Below are 21,857 nucleotides of genomic sequence, written 5' to 3'. Positions count from 1 at the left end.
GCAGGCTCACTCCTGCATAAGGCAACTTCACCAAACGATCAGGCGTTTTGCGCCTGAAGAAAAATCGAAAACAGCTCGGACTGGGATTTGATCCCCAGCTTGCTGTACATGTGTTTCTTATGGACTTTCACGGTTTCTACGGAGATTTCCAGCTTACGGGCGATTTCTTTACTGGAGCAACCGCTGAGCATCAAGCGCCCGACATCCAGTTCCCGCGCCGTCAGTTGCGCACCCTTGAGTTGTTGCACCGAGGCTTCCAGTTGCACGCGCCAGTCTGCTTGAGCGGGTGCGGCGGCGAGGGCCACGGTTTCGTTGATCTCATAGGGTAATCGTTGGCGCAGCAGGCCTAGCACCCAAGGCTGAATCAATGACAGCAAGGCGATATGTTCGCCAGTGAAACGTTTTTCACTGCCTAGCGACAGACACAGTGTGCGATCACCTTCGAGCTGACAATTGAACTGGATTTCGTCGGCCACGACATTCAGACGAAAGTATCGCTGGTAATACTCGGTCAGTTCGAAATGCTCCGGCGCCACCTCGGACAGGCGATACAAACCGCTGCGCGACTGCTCGCGGCAGGCGATGTAGAACGGGTCGAGCAGATACAGGCCGCGCAGATAATCCTGAAACAATTGGTCGGGGTTGCCGTCTTCGCCGGGGCATTCGGCGAAGACCTGCGGGTGTTGATCGGCGCTGAACAGCAGCACCACCCAGCTATCGAACGGCACGTATTGGTCGAGCAAACGCACCAGTTGCGCCCAGAAGTTCGGCTTGTCGAGCGCGTCGATCAATTGCCCGACGGCGCGGTGCCAGGTGATGTCGTCAAACGAAAGTGCCATCGATCTACCCCTATCGGGTTACCCCGGCCGCGTAATTCCCTGGCCGGCTGCTTGCTGCGCATACTGGCCCACAGACAGCCACCGGGCAATCTTTCAGCACCCGACGCTCATCACAAGGAACTCCCATGAAAGTCGAACTCGCGCAACTGGCGGGCCGTGACAATGCCACGGCGTACAACCTCGAACGCGCGCTTGCAGCGATTGCCGCGTGTGCGCCGGACACGCAGCTGATCGTGTTCCCGGAAACTCACTTGATGGGTTTTCCAAGCGCTGAAACCGTGGCGCAAACGGCCGAGCCGCTGGACGGCCCGACTGTCAGTGCAGTGCTCGCCGCTGCGCGCGAACGCAACATTGCCGTGGTGATCGGCATGGCCGAGAACGACCACGGGCGCTTCTACAACACCACGCTGTTGATCACCCCTGAAGGCATCGCTTTGAAATACCGCAAGACGCATTTGTGGGCGTCGGATCGTGGCGTGTTTGAAGCCGGTGACCGCTACGCCACCTGCGAATGGAACGGCGTGCGCGTTGGCTTGCTGATTTGCTACGACATCGAATTTCCAGAGTCGGCCCGTGCCCTGGCGCAACTCGGCGCTGAATTGCTCATCGTGACCAACGGCAACATGGACCCGTACGCGCCGACTCACCGCACCGCGATCATGGCCCGTGCCCAGGAGAATCAGGCGTTTGCGCTGATGGTCAATCGCGTGGCGGCGGGGGATGACGGCTTGATGTTTGCCGGTGGCAGCGCACTGGTCGATCCGCTGGGCTCGCTGCTGTTCGAGGCCGGGCGGGAAGAAGGGACGTTCCGCGTTGAGCTGGATTTCGCACGGTTGGAGATTGCGCGCAGGGATTACCGCTATCTGGATGATCAGCGCTTGAAGTTGTCGGGGGAGGTGGTGGAGCGCAGCGATGGTGTTCGTGAATTGTTGATTCCACACCGTTGACCGATGCCCTCACCCTAACCCTCTCCCAGAGGGAGAGGGGACTGACCGAGTTGATTGTTCAAGGTACGCCGACCTGAAGTACCGAGTCGAACTCAGGTTTTACCCGATCGTTCCCACGCTCTGCGTGGGAATGCAGCCCGGGACGCTCCGCGTCCCAAGAGCGGACGCAGAGCGTCCATTGAGGCATTCCCACGCAGAGCGTGGGAACGATCAGCTACACCCGAAAACATTCGCCGAACCCGGCTCTGCCATAAATCCAATAAAATTCGGAGTAAGTCGCCCATGGCTCGTTTGCAACGCACCCTTTCATTAGGGTCGGTGGTGCTGTTCGGCATCGCCTACATGACGCCGATCATTGTCCTCGGCACCTTCGGCATCCTCGCCCAGTCCACCGCCGGCATGGTCCCTGCCGCGTATCTGGCGGCGCTGGTGGCGATGTTCTTCACCGCCATGAGCTACGGTCGCATGGCTGCCGCGTTCCCGGTTGCCGGTTCCGCCTACAGCTACGTGCGCAAGGCAATCAGCCCGAAACTCGGCTTTATCGCCGGTTGGGCAGTGTTGCTCGATTACCTGTTTCTGCCGATGGCGATCTGGCTGATCGGCGCGGCGTATCTGGCCTCGGCATTCCCGTCGATTCCGCAATGGATCTGGGTGTTGGCGTTCATCGGCATCACCAGCGCAATCAACATCATCGGCCTGAAACTGGCCAACGGCATCAACGCCTTGCTGATGCTGGTGCAGTTCCTCGTATTGATCGCTTTCGTCGCGCTCTGCGTGCACTACATCGGTGGCGATGCGAGCACGCCATTGTGGTCGATCAAACCGTTCTTCAATGGCGATATGCAAATGCCGCTGATCATGAGCGGCGCGGCGATTGCCTGCTATTCGTTCCTCGGCTTCGACGCGGTCAGCACCCTGACCGAAGAAACCCGCGACCCACGCCGCACCATTCCGCGAGCGATCATGTTGATCACACTGATTGGCGGGCTGATCTTCGTTGGTGTGTCGTACTTCGTGCAGATCGCACACCCGTCATTCCAGTTCGACAGTGTCGATTCGGCCGCCTATGAAATCGCCCGCAACATCGGCGGCGATCTGTTTGTGTCGATCTTCCTGATCGGTCTGATTGTTGGCCAGTTCGCGTCAGGGCTGTCGGCGCAGGCCAGTGGTTCGCGCCTGTTGTTTGCCATGGGCCGTGACGGTGTATTGCCGAAATCATTCTTCGGCACCTTGCACGCGCGCTTTGGCACACCGGTCAACAGCATCCTGCTCTGCGCCGTGGTGGCGTTGCTGGCGCTGAAACTTGATGTGACCACCTCGACCTCGTTCATCAACTTCGGCGCGTTTCTGGCGTTCAGTCTGGTCAATCTGTCGGTGATCTTTCATTACTGGATCGGCGGCGAGAAAAAGGGACTGCGTGAGATGGTGCTGTTTTTGCTCTTCCCGTTCATTGGTCTGGTGGCGGATTTATGGCTGATGGTCAGCCTTGATCACTTGGCGGTGTATCTGGGCTTGAGCTGGCTGGCGATCGGCGTGGTTTATCTTGCCGTGCTCACCGGTGGCTTCCGTCGCCAGCCGCCGGAGATGGATTTTCAGGAAGCCACTTGAGGCTCAGGCAGCGGGCCGGTTCTGGCGCATCGGCAATTCGACGCGAAAGGTCGTGCCCACGCCCGGTTCGCTGCGCACCGAAATATCGCCACCGTGCTTTTTGACGATGCCGTAGGACAGGGACAGTCCAAGCCCGGTGCCCTGGCCGACCGGTTTGGTGGTGAAAAACGGATCGAAGATCTTCTGCAGGATCTCCGGCGCAATCCCCGCGCCGGTGTCCGCGACTTCCACCCAGGCCGTGTCTTGTTGCTGCCCGGTGCGCAAGGTGATGGTGCCGCGTTCCGGGCCCATGGCCTGCGCCGCATTGACCACCAGGTTCATGATCACCTGATTGATTTGTGATGGCAGGCACTCGATGTCCGGCAGGGGCTGATACTCCTTGATCAGGTCGGCCTTGTACTTGAGTTCGCTGGCGACGATGTTCAGGGTCGACTCGATGCCTTGCTGCAGATTGGCCCACTGCCATTGTTGATGGCTATCGACCCGGGAGAAGTCCTTCAGGTCCTTGACGATCTGCCCGACGCGGCCAATGCCTTCCTTGGATTCGCGGATCAGCACCGGGATGTCTTCGAGGAGAAAATCCAGATCGGCGTCTTTGCGCAATTGCTCAAGCCGCGCCACTGACTCGCTGTCTGGCGTTGGTCCAAGCGTCTGCCAGGCATCAAGTACGCTGAGCAATTGTTTGAAGTAGCCGTCCAGCGTGCCGAGGTTGGAGGAGATAAAGCCGATCGGATTATTGATTTCATGGGCCACACCCGCTGCCATTTGCCCCAGTGACGCAAGTTTTTCCGACTGCACCAGCTGACTTTCCAGTTGCTTGCGCTCATCGATTTCCCGCTGCAGTTCTTCACTGGCCTGCTTGAATTGGGCCGTGCGTTGATCGACCAGATGTTCCAGGTGATGCATCTGCAATGATGCGCGTTCGGTCATCTGCCATTTGGTCAGCAGGGTGTTGGCCATCTGCTGCACTTCGATGTTGTCGAACGGCTTCTTCAGAATCAGCAAGCGGTCATGCGCCTGCAGGCGCTCCAGCAGTTCATCCCAGGAATAATCCGAGTAGGCGGTGCAGACCACCACTTGCAACTGCGGGTCCTGTTGCCACAGATGTTCAATGGTTTTCGCGCCGTCCCAGCCGTCGGGCATGCGCATGTCGACAAAGGCCAGCGCGTAGGGGCGTTGTTCTGCCTGGGCCTGTATCAGTTTGCCCAAACCTTCCTCGCCGCCGTAGGCCGAGTCCAGCTCGAACGGCGGACGTTCGGCGCGAACCTGAGCGCCAAACAGTGCCGCTTCCATCTGGTCCAGTTCCACTGATTGCGCCGCTGGCGGCGCGAGAATCTTGCGAAAGTCTTCATGGATCGACGGCATGTCGTCGATCAGCAGAATGCGGCGGTTCGACAGCTCGCTCATGCGTTCTCCGTGACGCTGATCAGGGGGATCTGCAAAGTGAACAACGCACCCTGGCCCGGGCCGTCACTGTGCGCAGTGAGGTGGCCGTTCATTTCGATGGCCGCCAGGGCGCAGCTGTGCAGACCGAAGCCGTGGCCTTCCTTGCGGGTGGTGAAACCGTGGGCAAAGATCCGCGTCATGTTTTCCGCAGCGATGCCTTCGCCATCGTCCTTGACGCTGATTTCGAGGAAGCTGTCATCGACAATCCTGACCGCCAGGGTCATGGTCCGGGGGCGGTTGCTGAGGTCGGACATGGCGTATTTGGCGTTGCTGATCAGGTTGATCAGGATCAGCAACAAGCGGTGTTTGTCGCCCATCACCTGCGGCACGTCGGCGTATTCCCTGACCACTGTGACGTGGTGCCGGGTTAGTGCCCCGGCGTTCATGCGCAACGCGTCTTCCAGTAACTCGTTGATGAACAATGGCTCGGTCATGCTGTTGGCGCCGGCATAGGATTGCTGGGTGGCGACGATGTCCTTGATGTGATCGACGCTTTTGTTCATCTGATTCAATTCGTCGAGCATTTCCTGTTGTTCCTGGGCAATCGCGACCACCAGTTGGTTGAGGTAGCCGGGGAGCAATTTGCCTTTGGCGTCTTCGTTGAGGAACGCGCCGAGGTCATCCGGGTGTTCGTTGATCAGTTGCATGGCCTTGCCCAGGCCCTGGCCCTTGCTGTTGCGCAGCTTGCGCGTGATCAGGTCGCTGGAGATGTTCACGCTGTTGAGCACGTTGCCAACGTTGTGCAGCACATTGGTGGCGATTTCCGCCATGCCGGCCTGACGTGCGGCGTCGAGCAGTTCGCTCTGGGCGTCGCGCAGTTCCCGGGTGCGTTCTTCGACTCTTTGTTCCAACGCGTCGTTGGCCGTTTGCAGGGCGTTATTGACCCGGTTGATCTCGGCGAAACTGCCGATCAAACGGATGGCCAGCCACACCAGCGACAACATCAGCAGCACCGAAAACAACAGCAGGTAGAAGTGGTACTGCCGGTCGACCTGATCGGCGCGCTGCTGATCGTGATCGAGCATAGTGGTGATGTTGTCGAGGCTTCCGGCCACGGGGATGTTTTCGATGTTTTCGAGCAACTGATTGACCAGTGGCTGCTCGCGCGCAATCAGCGAGATATGGCTGCTCATGATTCTGATCGGGGTCTGAAACGCGAGCGGCAGGCGTTGCGCGTTGACCTTCAGCTTGTTCAGGCCGACCTCGATGTCGGCGGCCAGGTTGTCAGAGGTGACCTGGGCGAATTCGAGGGCACTGAGCAGCAGGTCGTAGGTGTCGGTAGTGATGTTCTGCAGCTGCAATTTATCGAAGTCCGACAGGCTGGCCAGTTGCTGTTGGATGTCGTCTTCAGCGGTGGGCAAAAAGGCCAGGGAATTACGCAACAGCGCGTTGTGCGATTTGAACTGTTCGACCAGACGGATTTTTTCCTGCATCGCCTGTCGGAAACTTTCGTGAGCGTCGTTCCATTGCGCCGAGTCGTTGCGCCCATGTCCGGACTCGATCGCATCGAAGCGCGCCCAGAGCCGGTTCATTTCGTTCATCGGTGACACCAACGGATCGTAGTTGTGGCTGAGCGCCACTCGCGCCTTGAGGAGCTCGTTTTCCCACAGCGAGTTCTGCTGTTTGATCTGCCGGATCAGATCCCTCGATTCGGTGTACGTCATGGTCTGGGCAGAGCTGGATTTGATGTACAGGAACAGCAGGATCGAGGCCAGCGCCAGGGCGACCAGGGTCAGCAACAACAGACTGCGTCGCCGCGAGATGTTGATCATGGCTTGCTCTCCCCTTGGCCGGTCAGGGTTGTGAGAAACAGCATGATCAGCCGTTTGTCCTCAGCGCTCGGCATGCGCCCCAGCTGATACTGGAACATCACATCCACGGCGCGTTCGAGGGTGGGGGCCGAACCGTCGTGAAAGTACGGCGCGGTGATCGCGACATTGCGCAGGCTCGGCACCTTGAACACGGCCCGGTCCGCTTCGTCGGCGGTGACGTTGAAGCGGCCCTGATCGGCCACGGTCGGGCTGCCGCGATCGGCAATGTAATCGCCGAACACTCCGAATTTCTGGAACATGTTGCCGCCGATGTTCACCCCCTGATGGCAGGCAATGCAGCCGTACTCCTTGAAGCGCTGGTAACCGTACTTTTCCTCCAGGGTGAGGATGTCGGTGTTGCCGAGCAGGTATTGATCGAAGCGTGAGTTGGGCGTCAGCAAGGTGCGTTCGAAACTGGCCAGCGCCTGCTGGACATTGGCCTGGGTCACGCCGTCCGGGTAGGTGGCGGCGAAATCGCGACGATAGTCGGGGTCGTTGCCGATGCGCTCGATCACCGTGCTCCAGTCGCTGCCCATTTCATGGGGGCTGGTGATGACGACGTTGCTTTGTTCCTCGAGCGTTTCGGCGCGACCATCCCAGAACTGGCGGAAGTTGAGGGCCGCGTTGAACACGGTCGGGGTGTTGACGGCCACCGGTTTGCCGTCGAAGCCCAGTGACAAGGCGCGGCTGTCGGCACCGTTCTTGTCGAGTTGGTGGCAGCTGGCGCAGGACAGCGTGTTGTTGATCGATAACCGTGGCTCGTGGAATAACCGTCGACCGAGTTCCACGCGCCGGGCATCCTGCTGCGGTATTGCGGGCAACGGTTTGAGCGGCTCGTTCAGCGGCTCGGCACTGGCCCCGGCGCAGAGTCCGCACAGCAGCAGCGCCATGGCGTGGTGGAAAAGGCTCATCGGCAATTGTCTCCCTGACTCAAGGCCTGTTTCACAGTGATCATCCTATTGTCCATGGCGCGGGTTGCGTGCCGGCGAGCAAACGCGCAAACGTATCTGCCGGCAGGGCTTTGCTGAAAAAGTAACCCTGACCTTCTTCGCAGTGATGGGCCTTGAGAAACGCCAGTTGTTCGGCGGTTTCGATGCCCTCGGCGATGACGTTCAGGCCCAGGCTCTTGCCCAGGTTGATGATCGCGCTCACCAGCGCCGCATCGCTGCGGTCGTTGCACAGGTTGCGAATGAACGATTGATCGATCTTCAGCACATCGATGGGAAACCGCCGCAGGTAGCTCAGGCTGGAATAGCCGGTGCCAAAGTCATCGATGGCCAGGCGCGTGCCCAGCGTCTTCAGGCGATTGAGCGCAGTCATCGTCGCCTCGACGTTTTGCATCAGCACGCCTTCGGTGATTTCCAGTTCCAGCCACTCGGGCGCCAGACCTGTCTGTTGCAGTACGCGCTCGATGCCGGCGACGAAGTCACGCTGGCGAAAATCGATGGGTGAAGTGTTGACCGACATACGGATCGGCGGCAGTCCGGCCAGTTGCCAGGCCCGGGTCTGCCGACAGGCCTCAGCCAGCACCCATTTGCTCAGCGGCACGATCAGACCGCTGTCCTCGGCCACCGGGATGAAATCCGCCGGATAGACCCAGCCATGCCCCGGTTTTTGCCAGCGCACCAGTGCTTCGGCACCCACCACTTTGGTACTGCGCAGGTCGATTTTCGGCTGATAGTGCAGGACGAATTCATGCTCTTGCAGCGCTCGGCGAATGCCCGACTCGATGCTGTGCTGTTCGCGGGCGTGCTGGTTCATGGCTTCGATGAAGAAGCCGATGTTATCGGGGCCCTGTTCCTTGACGTTGCGCATCGCGGTCTCGGCCTTCTTTATCAGCTCGGTGGCTTCGAGGCCGTCATCGGGGTAGACGCTGATGCCGACGCTGGCGGTGACGCTGACATCGTGGCCGACAATCGTCTGCGGCAGGCGAATGGCGGCGAGGAGTTTTTCCGCGATGCCGTGGGTTTGCTGAGGGTGGTTGATGTCGCCGAGGATCACCACGAACTCATCGGAGCCGTAGCGAAACACCGAGTCCGAATCGCGTACGCAGGACAACAGTTGCCGGGCGACCCGTTTGAGCATCTCGTCACCCGCCGGATGGCCCAGCGCATTGTTGATGCGCTTGAAGCGATCGAGGCCGAGAAACATCACCACCAGTTGTTTGTCATGCCGGCGGCACACCGCCATGGCCTGACTCAGGCGATCACCGAGCAGGGTGCTGTTGGGCAGTTCCGTGAGGCTGTCGTATTGCAGCAGGTGCGAGACCTTGAGCAGTTCGTGCACCCGCGCCTCGATGGTTCGCTCAAGGCTGAGCATCTTCAGCGCCGCGTCCTGTGCCAGTTGCCATTTCCACGTCAGGGCGTTGGCCATCTGACGGATTTCCAGACTGTCGAACGGCTTTTTCAGGATCAGCAGTTGGTCGCCGAACTCCAGCCGTTCGGCCATCGCTTCCCAGCTGTAGTCGCTGTACGCCGTGCACAAGGCGATTTGCAGGTTCGGGTCGACCCGCCACAGTTGCTCGATGGTTTCCAGGCCATCCCAGCCGGGCGGCATGCGCATGTCGATAAAGGCGAGGGCGTAGGGATTGCCACTGGCCAGTGCGCGGTTGACCAGTGCCAGGGCTTCCTGACCCTGATAGGCGGAGTCGAGCTGGAAGCTCAGGTGCGGCGTCTGCTGGCTGCCGAACAGTGTCTGTTCCAGTTGCTGCAAATCGACGGCGTCCGCCACCTGCGGGGCGAGGATCTTGCGAAAGTCCTCATGGATTGCCGGCGTGTCGTCAATGATCAGGATGCGGCGGTTGGTCTGGGGAAAAGGCGTTTTCATGCCTCGTCCTCCTTTGGCGTCAGACGGCAACTGTCCTTGAGCAAATGCCCGGCCTGTTCGGCGCTGACCGCTGCACTGAAATACATGCCCCGGGCACTCGGCAGCGGGGGCGCGGCGGGTGGTGTGCACGGCTGATCCGAAGACGGCTGGCCTTCAGCGATGATGCCGATGCCCAGGTCGCGGGCGAAGTTGACAATCGCGCGCAGGGCATTGGCTCCGGCGACATCGTGGGCGGCACTGTCAACGAAACTCTGCGCCAGTTTGAGGTGATTGACCCGGTAGGTTTTCAGGTAGTCGAACGAGGAATATTCAGTGCCGAAATCATCGATGGCGATGCTCACACCCAGTTCACGCAGGCGCGGCAGCGCATCGTTGTGCGTCCACTTGGTCTGGGCCAGCGTGGCCTCGGTGACATCGAAGCGCAGATCCCAGGGCGCCAGTTCCCAGCGGGCGGTGGTGCGCAGCACGTTGTAGATCAGCTCGGGGCCACTCTTGAGTTGGGCCAGCGAAAGTTTGATCGCCATCACTGGCGGTGCGACCCCTTCGTTACGCCACAGGTGCATCTGGTGGCAGGCGTGATCCAGCACCCAGCGCCCGAGCGGAATGATCGCGCCGGTTTTCTCCGCGATCGGCACGAAGTCGGCAGCCGGCAGCAGGCCGTGACGAGGATGCTGCCAGAGGACTTGTGCCTCCATGCCGAGAATCCTGCCGCTGTGCAGATCGACCTCCGGCGCATACCGCAGCATCAGCTCATTGCCCTCGAGGGCCGTCATCAGTTCGCTGACGAGGGTCATGCGTTCGGCCACTTCCCGAGAGATTTCCTCGGAGTGGAAGTGGTACTGGTTGCGGCCCATTTCCTTGGCGCGGTACAGCGCCATGTCGGCCTGCCCGAGCAGCGTGTCGGCATCGAGGCTGAGGTCGCTGTAACTGCTGATGCCGATGCTCACTGAAATATGCAGCGCATTGCCGGCCAGCAGGTAGGGCGCCAGCAGCGTGTCGCGGATGTTGGCAGCCATCGCGGCCGATTGGGTCGGGTCGCTGACGTCCAGTTGCAGGATCGCGAACTCGTCGCCGCCCAGGCGCGCCACCACGTCACTTTCCCTTACGCCGGACTTGATGCGCCGGGCGACTTCCTGCAGCAGCAGGTCGCCCACCGGGTGGCCCAAGGTGTCATTGATCCGCTTGAAATGGTCGAGGTCCAGATAGAACACCGCAAACGGCATGGCACCCCGTCGCGCGGCGGCAAACGCCTGATGCAGGCGTTCGATCAGTGTGGCGCGATTGGCCAGGCCCGTCAGGCCGTCGGAGCGCGCCAGCAAGGCCAGTTTTTCCTCGGCCAGGCGGCGTTCGGTGATGTCGAGGATGATGCCTTCGACTTCCAGAAGTCGGCCGTCCTGATCGCGCACCGGGATGTAGCGGTTTTCCACCCAGCGCCAGGTGCCCTGGCCGGTGCGCATGCGGAATTCGATGGACGCGCCCGACGCATGCCGATCCAGCACCCGGGCCATGGCCGCATCGACGTTCGCCTGATCGTCCGGATGAATCAGTGCCTGGGCCCAGTCGGGCGAACCCACCAGGTCAGCGGCGACATGGCCGTAACAGGTGATGTTGTGGGAGATGTACATCAGCGCAAACGAGGGTTCGCCGCGCAAACGGTAAAGAATGGTCGGGCTGTTCTGCACGATCACGTTGGCGTCCGACAGCTCACGGGTGCGTTCCTGCACCGCTTGCTCCAGCAGGCTCATCTTCAGTTCGGCGTCTTCGGTCATCTGCCATTTGACTGTGAGGGCGCTGGCCATCTGGCGGATCTCGATGGCGTCGAAGGGCTTTTTCAGGATCAGCAACCGGTCGTTCAGTGCCAGACGCTGGTCGATATCCTCCCAGGAATAATCGGAATAGGCCGTGCACAGCGCAACTTGCAGCTTGGGGTCGACCTGCCACAGCCGTTCGATGGTTTCCAGACCATCCCAGCCCGGCGGCATGCGCATGTCGATGAAAGCCATGGCGTAGGGGCGGTTTTGCGCCAGCGCGGCTTCGAGTTTGTCCAGCGCTTCGCGGCCCTGAAACGCCGAGTCCAGCTCGAAATGTTGGGATTGTTTTGCAGACGGGGTGCCGAACAACAGATTCTCGGTTTCATCCAAACCATCGTCGCCGGGGATGACCGGGCTGAGAATCTTGGCAAAATCGCCATGGATCGCCGGGCTGTCGTCAACGATCAGCACGCGGCGATTGATGTGCACGGTTGGCGTTGTCATGCCGCGCCACCCGTGGGGAGGCATGCTGTGGTGATCCGGGGCATCCTTTTCCCTCGCCATTTGCCTGTTTGTATCAGCCGATGGAGTCTTGCGCTGTGTTCAGCATAGTCGGCTCCCCGGTACTGCGCTTTCGGCCCCGGACAAAGATCGGCGTGAATGCCGGCCAAAATCATCTAGCCTTGGACTCAGGCGCGGACCGGCGAAGCGTTGGGTCGGTGCGTCGTTATTTCCCTGTTTGCTTGAGGCCATGCCATGGAAGAGCTATCCGCGCCGATGCCGGCGCATCGACCCACAGTGCTGCTGGTCGATGACGAGGAGTCGATCCTCAACAGCCTGCGTCGCCTGTTACGCGGCCAACCCTACGATCTTCTGTTGGCGACCAGCGGCGCCCAGGCGCTGGAGATCCTCGCGCAGCAGCCGGTGAACCTGGTGGTGAGTGATGCGCGCATGCCGGGCATGGACGGTGCGTCGTTGTTGGCGCATGTCCGTGAGCGTTTTCCGGCGACTGCGCGGATCATGCTCACGGGATATGCCGACCCGGCGGCGATCATCAAAGCGATCAATGACGGGCAGATTCACCGTTACATCAGCAAACCGTGGAACGACGAAGAGTTGCTGCTGATTCTGCGCCAGTCCCTCGAACACCAGCATTCCGAGCAGGAGCGCCAGCGTCTGGAGCGCTTGACCCGGGTGCAGAACGACCAGCTCAAACTGCTCAACAGCACCCTGGAAAAGCATGTCGCGGCGCGCACCGCCGAACTGCAGCAGACCGCCGATATGCTCGATCTGGCGTACGAAGAGCTCAAGCACAGCTATGTCACCGGCACCGAAGTGTTTTCGCTGCTGGCCAATCTGCGCTTGCCACCTGCCAAGCAGACCAACCGGCAGATCATCGAACTGGTGCGCAGCTACTGCAGACAGCACGGCCTGGACGAGGCCACCAGCCGTGATCTGACCATGGCTGCGGCGCTGTACAACATCGGCAAGCTGAGCTGGACCGACGCGATGATGATCACGCCCTCGGATCTGCTGCGCCATACCGAACGCGAGCGGTATCGCAGTTACCCGAAGCAGAGCGAATCGTTGCTCATGACGCTCGACCCGATGAAAGATGCGGCGCGTCTGATCCTGCATCATCAGGAGCGCTGGGATGGCAGCGGATTTCCCGACCGGCTCAAGGGCGAGGGCATTCCGTTCGGTTCACGCTTGCTGAAACTGGCGGTGGATTTCGTCGAGTTGCAGCGCGGTCTGATCCTCGAGCGGCAGATGAACAGCGATGAAGCGCTGCTGTACCTGCGCCAATACGCCGGGCGTTTGTACGATCCTGATCTGGTCGAAGATTTCATTCAGGTGTGTGCGGCATTTCTCAGCGACGTGACGCTGGCCGATCCGTCGGTCAAGGTGCTCTCCACTCGGGATCTGGCGGCGGGGATGATTCTGGCGCGCAACCTCAATGCCGATAACGGCATGCTGCTGCTCAACGCCGGCAAGGTACTCAGCGCGCTGTTGGTGGAAAAGCTGATTGCGTTCGAAGCCATGGAGGGCGGCAAGTACACGATTTTCGTCAAGGTGCCGGAGGAGGTTGAAGCCACGCTCACGGCGCTGGGCGAATGATCGGCGAGGTGACGTCATTGGGCCGGGCATGGGATCCTTGCGGTTTTTCCAGGCCGGTGGCTGACCCATGACCTCTGCATCCGTTGTCTCTGCAAACCTCATTCGTATCGCCGCCGCGCTGTTGCTCAATCCTCAAGGGCAGACTCTGCTGGTGCGCAAGCGCGGGACCACCGCGTTCATGCAACCGGGTGGCAAGATCGAGGCGCAGGAGTTGCCGGTGCACGCGCTGGCCCGGGAGCTGGAAGAAGAGCTGGGCCTTCGGATCGATCCGGCGCAGGCGTCTTTTCTCGGCCAGTTCTCGGCGCCTGCGGCCAACGAGCCGGGGTGTGTCGTTCAGGCCGAGATCTTTCAACTGACCATCAATGCCGACGTCACTCCGGCGGCGGAAATCGAAGAAGTGATCTGGGTCGATCCGGCTACTGATCCTGCTGTCGTTCTGGCGCCATTGACACGCGACCTGATCCTGCCGTTTTATCGCCACTCACTGACGGCGCTCGCCTGATCATTCACGCAAAGGACATTGCCATGATCCCGCTTCAAGACCTGCTGATCTTCGCCGCCGCCGCGTTGTTGATGGTACTGACGCCGGGGCCGAACATGATTTACCTGATCTCGCGTTCGATCTGTCAGGGACGCAAGGCCGGGGTCACGTCGTTGCTTGGTGTGGTGAGTGGCTTCTTTGTGCATATGTTCGCGGCGGCTGCGGGTTTGACGGCGGTGTTTCTGGCGGTGCCGATGGCCTATGAAGTGCTGAAGTGGGCCGGTGCGTTGTATTTGTTGTGGCTGGCCTGGCAAGCGCTGAAGCCGGGTGCGCGGTCGCCGTTCGAAGCGCAGCAGTTGCCCCCGGATTCGTCGCGAAAACTGATTGCCATGGGCTTTCTCACCAGTGCGCTGAACCCGAAAATCGCCGTGTTCTACCTCTCGGTCTTTCCGCAATTCATCACCCCTGAACACGGCTCGGTGTTCACCCAAAGCATCATTCTCGGCCTGACCCAGATCAGCGTGAGTTTCTCTGTCAATTTGCTGATCGCACTGTTCGCGGCGGGCATCGCTTCGTGGTTTGTGCGCAACCCGACATGGCTGGCGCTGCAGCGTTATTTCATGGGCTTCGTTTTGGCAGGTCTGGCCGTGCGCCTGATGTTTGAGCAACGCAGGTCGGCGTGAACATGTGGATCGAACGGCTGGACGCCAGTCATGCCCTGGCCTATCGCGAACTGATGCTCGAAGCCTATGACCGTCATCCGCAGGCCTTCACCTCAAGCGTGCGCGAACGCGCGGTGATGCCCTTGAGCTGGTGGGAAGGGCGTCTGACCAGCAAACTCGATGTAGTGCTTGGCGCATTTGAAGGCGGCACGCTGGCCGGCATCGTCGGCCTGGCCTTTGAACCGCGCGAAAAGGCTCGTCACAAGGCCACGTTGTTCGGCATGTACGTGTCGGCGGATTTTCGCCAGCACGGCCTGGGCCATGAACTGGTGCAGGCGGCCATCGCCGAAGCGCAAAACCATCCGGCGCTGAAACTGCTCCAGCTCACCGTCACCGCCGGCAATGACGCCGCGTTCAATCTCTACCAGCGCTGCGGCTTCATCCAGTTCGGCCTCGAACCATTGGCGGTGCGGGTGGGTGAAGACTACTTCGACAAGATCCACATGTGGCGCGAGATCTGATATCACCCCGCCCTTGTGGGAGCGAGCTTGCCCGCGAATGCGGTGGAACATTCAACAACCAGATTGACTGACCCGACGCCTTCGCGAGCAAGCTCGCTCCCACAGGGCTCAGCGCACCGCGCTGACACCGTCCAGCGTCGAGAACGATGTGTCTTTGGCTGTCAGGAGGAAGTCGCGCATGTACGGTGCATCGAGCATGTCGGTGCGAATCGCTGCGTACAACGTTGCGAACAAGCCTTTTTCCCCCAAGCGTTTGCCCTTCACATAACCGCGCGAGCTGTATTCGTGCAGTGCCCAGTGCGGCATGCCGCAGACGCCGCGGCCGCTGGCGACCAGTTGCATCATCATCACCGTCAGTTCCGAGGTGCGCACCTGTGCCGGTTCGATGTCGGCAGGTTCGAGAAAACGCGTGAAGATGTCGAGGCGATCGCGTTCCACCGGGTAGGTGATGAGCGTTTCCGTCAGCAGGTCTTCCGGGACAATGTACGGTTTGCTGGCCAGTGCGTGCTGGTTGGCCACGGCGAGCATGGCCTCGTAGGTGAACAACGGCACATAGGTGATGCCAGCGATTTCCAGCGGGTCGGACGTCACCACCAGATCCAGATCGCCACGGGCCAGCGCCGGCAGCGGCGCAAACGAGAAACCCGAGGCGAGGTCGAGTTCGACCTCCGGCCAGGCATCGCGGAACTGGTCGATGGTCGGCATCAGCCACTGGAAGCAGCTGTGGCATTCGATGGCCATGTGCAGACGCCCGGCGGTGCCTCCGGCCAGACGAGCGATATCGCGTTCGGCAGCGCGCAGCAGCGGCAGAGTTGCGTCAGCCAGTTGCAGCAGGCGCAAACCGGCGCTGGTGAAACGCACCGGTTTGGTCTTGCGCACGAACAACGCCATGCCCAAGCGTTCCTCAAGCTCCTTGAACTGGTGCGACAGCGCCGATTGCGTCAGGTGCAAGCGGTCGGCGGCGTCCACCAGACTGTCGGCTTCGCGCAGGGCATGCAGGGTTTTCAGGTGACGGATTTCAAGCACCGAGGGACTCCATGAGGAAAACTTGTGATCAACGCATAAACGTTGAGTTTGTCTCATGTTTGCCGGGCTGTCGATCATAACCCGGCATTCGACAGCTTGGTTGCGCGCCCGGCGATTCTCCCGCTTCTCCTGAAGGGGCGCTGTGCGACGTGGATTCAGATCCCCTCGAAATGCACCAGAACAATTGAATTCGGCCCGATATCGGAATACGGCAGGTTGGCGTCATCGGCATGGGTCAGGTAGCGGTGTGCCGGGAGTTTCAAGTGCGCTTTCTCGAATGGCCTGAACGCCGGTGCTGCGCTGCGGTAATGGAAGTGCGCGTACCACAACAGACGTGGCGGTTCTGCGGTTATGTTCCAGACTTCATATTCCTGCATGTAGTCCTCCTCACCACGACGCTTGCTCAGTTGTTTGATCGGCCGGGTTCTGCGGATCTCCACGGCATTTTCAGCGATGAGGTCATCCAGCATGCCATCGGTAGGTTTCGCACTGGTAAACGTGCGTTGGGTGCGCACGGACCGACCGGTGACGATGAGCTCGTCGGCCTTGCTGCGTAGTTGCCCGATGATCGGGTGCTCGGCCGATACAGTCGCGATGCGATCGGCCCGGGTGTTGAGCTCTGCGGCCTGGCTGTCCATCATGTGTTGCAGATCGACCGGCAGCATGCCCCGGTCGGCGTTGCTCTCAACCGTTGCGCGGTAAGTCACTTGAGCATCCAGACGTTGTTGTGCGTCTGTCACCAGATCGGCAAGCGCCGTTGGCGTGGTTGCCGGTGTTTCAGCATTACCCGGGGTGATCAGTCGGGCTTTGCCGTCGGGACCTTCTTCCCAGATTTCGACGCTGCCCTCTCGGCGTGTGCGCTCATAGCGGCGTCTCTGAGTGACTGAATCCCATTTCTCAACGCCGTAAATCAGATTGTCATCTGTGGTCGTGAAGACCCGCTGGACCGACTCGCCCGGGCTTTTCGCTTTGCTCGGTGTCTTCACTTCGGCGAGGGCACGGCTGGTCATTTGCTCCAGATCGTTGAGCAACGGTTCAACCACATCCATATGGAAGTGCTGTGGATAGCTGGCTGTCCAGATTTTCATTTGCAGACGAAAGCGGGTGTACAGATCGGCGCAGTTCTGCAGAATCTGACTGCGTTGTGCTGGCGTGGTGATAATTTTCGGCAGGTCATACTGGGTTTCCAGCGCGCGATACACATGGGCGCGAAGTTCAGCGGCTCGTTGCAGCAGATAAAACCAGGAAACCTCTCGGTGGCGGGCGTGATTTTTGACGATTTCAAATCGTTGGGTTGCTCGCACGTAGAGCAGGTTGGCATCGCTGTACAGGGCGTTCATTTCTTCGACAAACTCGACGAGATGGGCCTTGTCCGCTTTTAGCTTGACCCGTGCATACCATTGGTTGGCGAGCGTTTTGAGTTCCTGCTGCTGATCGAGTTTTTTCAGATATTCGACCCGCAGCAAGCGGACTTCCTCCAGCATCTTCAAGCGTTTTGGCAACGCGTGGCTCGGCAAGGCGTTCAGCACCCTGCTCTGCACGTTAATGCCATCGGTCACAGGAATAATGCTGTCGGAAACATGTGAGGCGCGCTGCCAGTATCGTTCGGTCAATTTCATCGCGACCTCGCTTTGAGTGTCACCGACAGATTTAAGCTTTTTGCCATGCGTAAGTGGTTTCAGTTCTTCCAGAACCGCATAACGCCGGCTCTCCAGACGGATATCTTCGAGGCAGGCGGCTTCGGAGGCCGCACGCAATGCGGGGCGCTCTGCAAGGCTGGCCTCCTCGTAGGCGTCGATGGCTTTCTTGCTTGTCGGGATCCTTGCGTCGCACAGATCGGCAAGGTGTTCGACCTCATCGGTCAATTGCAGTTGGCGGCGAAATGCGCGGTCGGCCCACCAGCGCGGCAAGCGTTGCCGAATGACCGGTGGCCAGTAAGGGTCGAGCCTATCGGCCAGGTGTCCGGCGACGTTGCCACCGCCCAGCGCACCGCCTTCAAGCGTGGTGCCGTAGACACCAAACCAGGTGTCCCAGTGTCCACTTTCATCCAGGGCAATCGGTTGTTTGTAGGTTTTTCGCGAGTTGCCGGACAAACGCCAACTGCGTGAATCCGTGTTGAGTTCCACCTGGTAGAGACGTCCCTGGCGTTCAATGAAATCGCCGTCGGCATGCCGGTAGATATTGCGGTAGATACCATGAGTCGCGGGTTGCACGCTCGACAGGGAAAGTGGCTTTTCATATTCGTAATCAGCGAAGCGTGCCAACACGTGCCTGGCCTGACGCTGGGTTTTGCCATGCAGGGTGGCCACATTGCCAACCAGTTGATGAAGCTGGCGAGTGCGTGTCAGCGTGCGGCTGGTGCGTGATAGCGTCGAGGCGATGGCTTCACCCGGAAGCACATCGAATAGTGCGTCGATCAACGACAGCAGCATCGATTCGATCTCCGCCAGACCATCGCCGACCTCGCCGCGCAAGAACGCTGCCGTCGCCTGATTGGCGGCCGTCCAGGCTTGATAAAGGGCCAGCGCAGTGCCGACGAAGGGCACCATGCCGATCGCCATCAATATGTAGTTGAAGGCGCGCGGGCCCTTCAAGGCATGACGCTCGAAGAACAACTCGTCATTGGAGCGCGAGCTGCCGCGATGGGCCTCAATCAGACGGCCCATGTGCGCGTCGAGCAGATGCGCGGCCAGGGAGGTGGACTGTGGCCAGCGCTCGCCGACTTCAATGAGCGCATCGAAGTTTTTTTCCACGGCCTGATGGATCCGACCCACATGCGCCTTGACGTCACCTTGCAGGGTTCGGCCCGCCAGCCAGGTCACCCATTTGTCGCTCGCGCATAACCTGAACAGGCCTTTGCGCGCGGCTTCGAGGTTGTCGTAGCGGCGCAAAAACTGCTCGTCGGGGCTTTCGGGCAGATACAGCAGGGTCACCCCGCTGATCTGTTCTTCGATGAACGTCACTCCCGACAGCGTGACGGGACCTTCACGGGGCGTGTCCTTGCCGCCCACTTTCAGGGACACCGGCAGCAGCGCGATGCGCTTGCCGTCGGCGAGCCACGCCTGCGGGGTGCAGGCCGCGATGGCGGTGTTCAGCGTCGCGGCCTCATCGTTGCTGATGTGCTTGCGCAGGCGTGCGCTTTCAGCCTGGATCGTGAGCATCAGACGCCAGGGTTCTATCAGGCTTTCCCGGCGATGCTCCTTGACGAACACTGGCTCGGTCGCAGCGCCGATGAAGGCGTCGCGGATTTTCTGCTCATAGGCTTTGGGCAAGTCCAGTTCCGGCAGCGCTTTGCGCAAATAGGTCAGATTGATGCCGTTGAGCAGGCGGGTGCGATCGGTTTTGTGGGTTGCGCTGACCTCCGCCCGCAGGAAAATCAACCGTTGCGACAGCGAGTCATTGAGCACCGATTGGACATTGTCGATGTTGAGCTGGGCGAGATCTTCCAGCGGCATTTTGCTGCGCGTCGCGCCGGGCACGATGACGGTGGTTTTTCGATGGCCGCCGGGGCCTGATTCATAATGGGGTTCAGTGCGGGTCGAATCGGGCAGCTCGACTTGCACCGAAAAATCGCCTTCCAGGGAGAAATCCTTGCGCAGCCGCGCGTGCAGGTGTTTGCGGGTAAAGTCGTCACGGGGCTCCAGCGCGAGGGTCATGAGCTGGTGGCTCTTGCGCATCGCAGCGATGTACGCCTCGAGGTTTTTTTTCAGCGCGCTACGTTCGCCACTGTTGAGGTTGATCAGCCAGTCCGGCAGGTGCTCGGCGAGTGTGGCACTGCGATCCTGTTCCAGCACATGGGCAAACGCCAGGCTTCTGGCGGCGTGTACCGGCACCTGCAAAGCTGCGCGGCTGTTTTTGCGCAGGATTTCCAGCGCGTCGGCCTGCTCGGCTTTGTCGCTGATCGGGGCGGCTTTTGACTTGTAATCGTCAAGCAGTTCATCCAGACAGGCATGCAACGGGGCCGTGGCAATTTCGTTCAGTTGCAAGGTCAGTTCGGGCGTGTTGTCCTGAATCATCAATGCCTCGCGTTCCAGCCGCCGGCGGTTGGCAAACGCCTGCAAACCGCCACCGCTGCCTGGCCAGTAGAGCAGCAGACTGTCTGGCGAGTCGCGGTCTGACAATGCGCCTGACCGCGTGATGACAAAGGGGCCCTTGAGTTTTTCGGTTTGCACGGAAGTGGTACCGCCAACCGTTTCGGTCATGGACAGCGTCAGACTGGCCACGCTGACGTCAGCGTTTGTTTCGTTGGCGCCGGTGTTGTCCAGCACGGCTTTGAGCAGTGCGTGCTGATCGGTATCGAGCTGGCCCAGCGCCAATTGCAGTTTGGCTTCGGCGTACAAAGCGTCTTTGTGCGCCTGATGAAGGGCGGTGAAGTCTTTGTGGGTGTTGCTCAGCTCGGACACTTGCGCCTGATAAAGCAACGTGTTTACCGCTTTGTCGCAGGCTTGCTCCGCGGCTTCAATGGCGTTGAGCGCATCCTGAAATGCCTTCTTGTGTGCTCCGTTGCGGTCGTTTTCCAGCAGTGTGTCGAGCGCTTCTCGCTCGCGCTTGATTGCTGCCTGGCGTACACCCAGCGCAATCCCGGCCGACAGGCTTCCAAACAACGGCTTTTGATCGGTTTCGAAAGTGGGCAGTTGATGGCTGGCAGACGGCGCGGAGGCGACAATGCTCGCGGTGCTGCGCTGGCGATCGAGCAGATCGACCTGCATCAGCGACTGTGCGCCGTGCTCCCACAGCCCGGGCCTGCCTTTGTTGGTGTTGCACAACGCGCTGATCTGCGCTTGTTGTCGACTCGCGAACAGATCGCTTGAACCGCTGACGAGCGGATCAAAGAGCGTGGTGTATTCAAAGCGCAGATGTTCGCCAGGCAGTCCCGTTGGCACCAGGCCCTGGCGGGACAGCCAGTTTTCCATCTCGTTGCGCGTCTTGAAAAACTGCACGGGCACGGAACGGCTGGGCAAATAGAGCAAAGGGCTGGCAGATGCCGGATCATCCACGCTGATCACCCAAGCCCCCGCGAGTTTGACTTTGCTGCCATTGCTCAGCAACAGCGCCAGCTGTTGTGTATGAATGGGTTGACCGTCCAGCAGCAGCGCGCCGCACGGGCTGTCGAGGATTTGCTGCAAGGGTTTGAGCTGTTGCGCGGTGATGGTGCGACGGGCGAGCGCCATGTCGGCTGTGGCTTCCAGGTGTTCACGATAGAACTGCAGGGAGCGTTCTCGCCGTGACACCGCTGCATGCGGTGCTCGCGCCTCCCAGAAATTTGCCCAGCGCGTGGCGTGGAACTGTTGCGGATCAAGTGCTTTGAGCTTTTCGAGCACTTGCAGTGGTTTCAACGCGAACAGTGGGTGATCGGCAGCCAGACCGCTGACCTGGCTGCGCTGATCGAGCGTGACGTCCAGCGTCGGCTGTTGCAGGACAAACGCACAGGCCTCGGTGAGGCTGACAAGGCGCTCGGGGTGATCGGCGATAGCGGCAAAGCGCAGCACAGTTTTCTCACCGTCGAGTTGCAACTTTTCCTGCAAAAGCTCATTGAGGCTATCGCGCAGCCCCGGACTGGCTGCATACAGTTCACGCAAGCCGTCGCTGCTGTTCTGCCAGCGTCTGGATGCTCGCAGCGCCAGGCTGTCATCGGTGGTTTTCGCTAACCGAGTGGAGGTTTTCAGCGTCGGTGACGGCGCGGAGGGTAAAGCGCGGGTGGTCTGATCAGGCATGGTGGCATGACTCGCAAGGGGAGCGGTGGATCCGCTCCGGTGCGCGTCATTCAAGGCAAATTGCGCTGGACGTTGGCGGTATATAGATATTGTCTGCAACAACCCTG

Annotated in this window: 14 protein-coding genes; 6 read left to right on the top strand and 8 right to left on the bottom strand. The window is 60.2% G+C overall.

The features are described from left to right. Nucleotides 1–38 precede the first annotated feature (38 nt). Nucleotides 39–839: a LuxR C-terminal-related transcriptional regulator gene (locus PspS49_RS23590; protein ID WP_160041671.1), complete on the bottom strand. Its 801-nt coding sequence runs from the start codon at nt 837–839 to the stop codon at nt 39–41. Between the two features lie 125 nt (nt 840–964). Between PspS49_RS23590 and PspS49_RS23585 the strand changes: the two genes are divergently transcribed. Then, nucleotides 965–1,786, top strand: coding sequence for a carbon-nitrogen hydrolase family protein (locus PspS49_RS23585; RefSeq protein WP_160041669.1), 822 nt, complete (start codon nt 965–967; stop codon nt 1,784–1,786). Between the two features lie 282 nt (nt 1,787–2,068). Then, a complete protein-coding gene (locus PspS49_RS23580) occupies nt 2,069–3,394 on the top strand; it encodes an APC family permease (protein WP_127929619.1) in 1,326 nt (441 codons plus the stop codon). Between the two features lie 3 nt (nt 3,395–3,397). Here PspS49_RS23580 and PspS49_RS23575 read toward each other — a convergent pair whose 3' ends face one another. From PspS49_RS23575 to PspS49_RS23555, 5 genes are read right to left on the bottom strand one after another with little or no spacing between them, the layout of a single operon-like run. After that, entirely contained in the window at nt 3,398–4,801 is a 1,404-nt protein-coding gene (locus PspS49_RS23575; RefSeq protein ID WP_150750422.1) for an ATP-binding protein, read from the bottom strand. Beyond that, nucleotides 4,798–6,612: a DAHL domain-containing protein gene (locus tag PspS49_RS23570; RefSeq protein WP_127929617.1), complete on the bottom strand. Its 1,815-nt coding sequence runs from the start codon at nt 6,610–6,612 to the stop codon at nt 4,798–4,800. Before PspS49_RS23570 ends, PspS49_RS23575 begins: the two co-directional genes overlap by 4 nt. Continuing rightward, the gene (locus PspS49_RS23565) at nt 6,609–7,562 is read right to left on the bottom strand and encodes a cytochrome c peroxidase (protein WP_127929616.1); all 954 of its coding nucleotides are present in this window, start codon (nt 7,560–7,562) and stop codon (nt 6,609–6,611) included. Before PspS49_RS23565 ends, PspS49_RS23570 begins: the two co-directional genes overlap by 4 nt. Nucleotides 7,563–7,602: 40 nt before the next feature. After that, a complete protein-coding gene (locus PspS49_RS23560; RefSeq protein WP_127929615.1) occupies nt 7,603–9,477 on the bottom strand; it encodes a GGDEF and EAL domain-containing protein in 1,875 nt (624 codons plus the stop codon). Continuing rightward, nucleotides 9,474–11,732 carry an EAL domain-containing protein gene (locus PspS49_RS23555; protein ID WP_174245081.1) on the bottom strand — a complete coding sequence of 753 codons (2,259 nt, stop codon included), beginning with the start codon at nt 11,730–11,732 and terminating at the stop codon, nt 9,474–9,476. The genes PspS49_RS23560 and PspS49_RS23555 overlap by 4 nt, the downstream gene beginning before the upstream one ends. Nucleotides 11,733–11,984: 252 nt before the next feature. Between PspS49_RS23555 and PspS49_RS23550 the strand changes: the two genes are divergently transcribed. The 4 genes from PspS49_RS23550 (at nt 11,985) to PspS49_RS23535 (ending at nt 15,010) form a co-directional block, all read left to right on the top strand. Continuing rightward, a complete protein-coding gene (locus PspS49_RS23550; RefSeq protein WP_160041665.1) occupies nt 11,985–13,346 on the top strand; it encodes an HD domain-containing phosphohydrolase in 1,362 nt (453 codons plus the stop codon). Nucleotides 13,347–13,413: 67 nt separating this feature from the next. Beyond that, the gene (locus PspS49_RS23545) at nt 13,414–13,848 is read left to right on the top strand and encodes an NUDIX domain-containing protein (RefSeq protein WP_127929612.1); all 435 of its coding nucleotides are present in this window, start codon (nt 13,414–13,416) and stop codon (nt 13,846–13,848) included. Between the two features lie 23 nt (nt 13,849–13,871). Continuing rightward, nucleotides 13,872–14,510 (top strand): LysE family translocator, encoded by a 639-nt coding sequence (locus PspS49_RS23540; RefSeq protein WP_160041663.1) that lies wholly within the window; start codon nt 13,872–13,874, stop codon nt 14,508–14,510. Between the two features lie 2 nt (nt 14,511–14,512). Then, complete coding sequence (locus PspS49_RS23535) at nt 14,513–15,010, top strand: GNAT family N-acetyltransferase (RefSeq protein ID WP_127930447.1); 498 nt, start codon at nt 14,513–14,515, stop codon at nt 15,008–15,010. Between the two features lie 108 nt (nt 15,011–15,118). Here PspS49_RS23535 and metR read toward each other — a convergent pair whose 3' ends face one another. Continuing rightward, nucleotides 15,119–16,036: a transcriptional regulator MetR gene (gene metR / locus PspS49_RS23530; protein ID WP_127929610.1), complete on the bottom strand. Its 918-nt coding sequence runs from the start codon at nt 16,034–16,036 to the stop codon at nt 15,119–15,121. 155 nt (nt 16,037–16,191) lie between these two features. Beyond that, on the bottom strand, nt 16,192–21,750 hold the full coding sequence (locus tag PspS49_RS23525; protein WP_160041661.1) for a DUF6543 domain-containing protein: 5,559 nt from the start codon (nt 21,748–21,750) through the stop codon (nt 16,192–16,194). Nucleotides 21,751–21,857: the final 107 nt, after the last annotated feature.

The sequence above is a fragment of the Pseudomonas sp. S49 genome (genome assembly GCF_009866785.1).
Classification (GTDB): domain Bacteria; phylum Pseudomonadota; class Gammaproteobacteria; order Pseudomonadales; family Pseudomonadaceae; genus Aquipseudomonas.
The sequence above is the reverse complement of the archived record's forward strand: the minus strand, read 5'-3'. Positions and strand labels throughout refer to the sequence as shown.

Excerpts from the sequence above, each read along its gene's own strand:
- PspS49_RS23590 (WP_160041671.1), bottom strand. The coding sequence starts at position 839 with ATGGCACTTTCGTTTGACGACATCACCTGGCACCGCGCCGTCGGGCAA.
- PspS49_RS23585 (WP_160041669.1), top strand. The coding sequence starts at position 965 with ATGAAAGTCGAACTCGCGCAACTGGCGGGCCGTGACAATGCCACGGCG.
- PspS49_RS23580 (WP_127929619.1), top strand. The coding sequence starts at position 2,069 with ATGGCTCGTTTGCAACGCACCCTTTCATTAGGGTCGGTGGTGCTGTTC.
- PspS49_RS23575 (WP_150750422.1), bottom strand. The coding sequence starts at position 4,801 with ATGAGCGAGCTGTCGAACCGCCGCATTCTGCTGATCGACGACATGCCG.
- PspS49_RS23570 (WP_127929617.1), bottom strand. The coding sequence starts at position 6,612 with ATGATCAACATCTCGCGGCGACGCAGTCTGTTGTTGCTGACCCTGGTC.
- PspS49_RS23565 (WP_127929616.1), bottom strand. The coding sequence starts at position 7,562 with ATGAGCCTTTTCCACCACGCCATGGCGCTGCTGCTGTGCGGACTCTGC.
- PspS49_RS23560 (WP_127929615.1), bottom strand. The coding sequence starts at position 9,477 with ATGAAAACGCCTTTTCCCCAGACCAACCGCCGCATCCTGATCATTGAC.
- PspS49_RS23555 (WP_174245081.1), bottom strand. The coding sequence starts at position 11,732 with ATGACAACGCCAACCGTGCACATCAATCGCCGCGTGCTGATCGTTGAC.
- PspS49_RS23550 (WP_160041665.1), top strand. The coding sequence starts at position 11,985 with ATGGAAGAGCTATCCGCGCCGATGCCGGCGCATCGACCCACAGTGCTG.
- PspS49_RS23545 (WP_127929612.1), top strand. The coding sequence starts at position 13,414 with ATGACCTCTGCATCCGTTGTCTCTGCAAACCTCATTCGTATCGCCGCC.
- PspS49_RS23540 (WP_160041663.1), top strand. The coding sequence starts at position 13,872 with ATGATCCCGCTTCAAGACCTGCTGATCTTCGCCGCCGCCGCGTTGTTG.
- PspS49_RS23535 (WP_127930447.1), top strand. The coding sequence starts at position 14,513 with ATGTGGATCGAACGGCTGGACGCCAGTCATGCCCTGGCCTATCGCGAA.
- PspS49_RS23525 (WP_160041661.1), bottom strand. The coding sequence starts at position 21,750 with ATGCCTGATCAGACCACCCGCGCTTTACCCTCCGCGCCGTCACCGACG.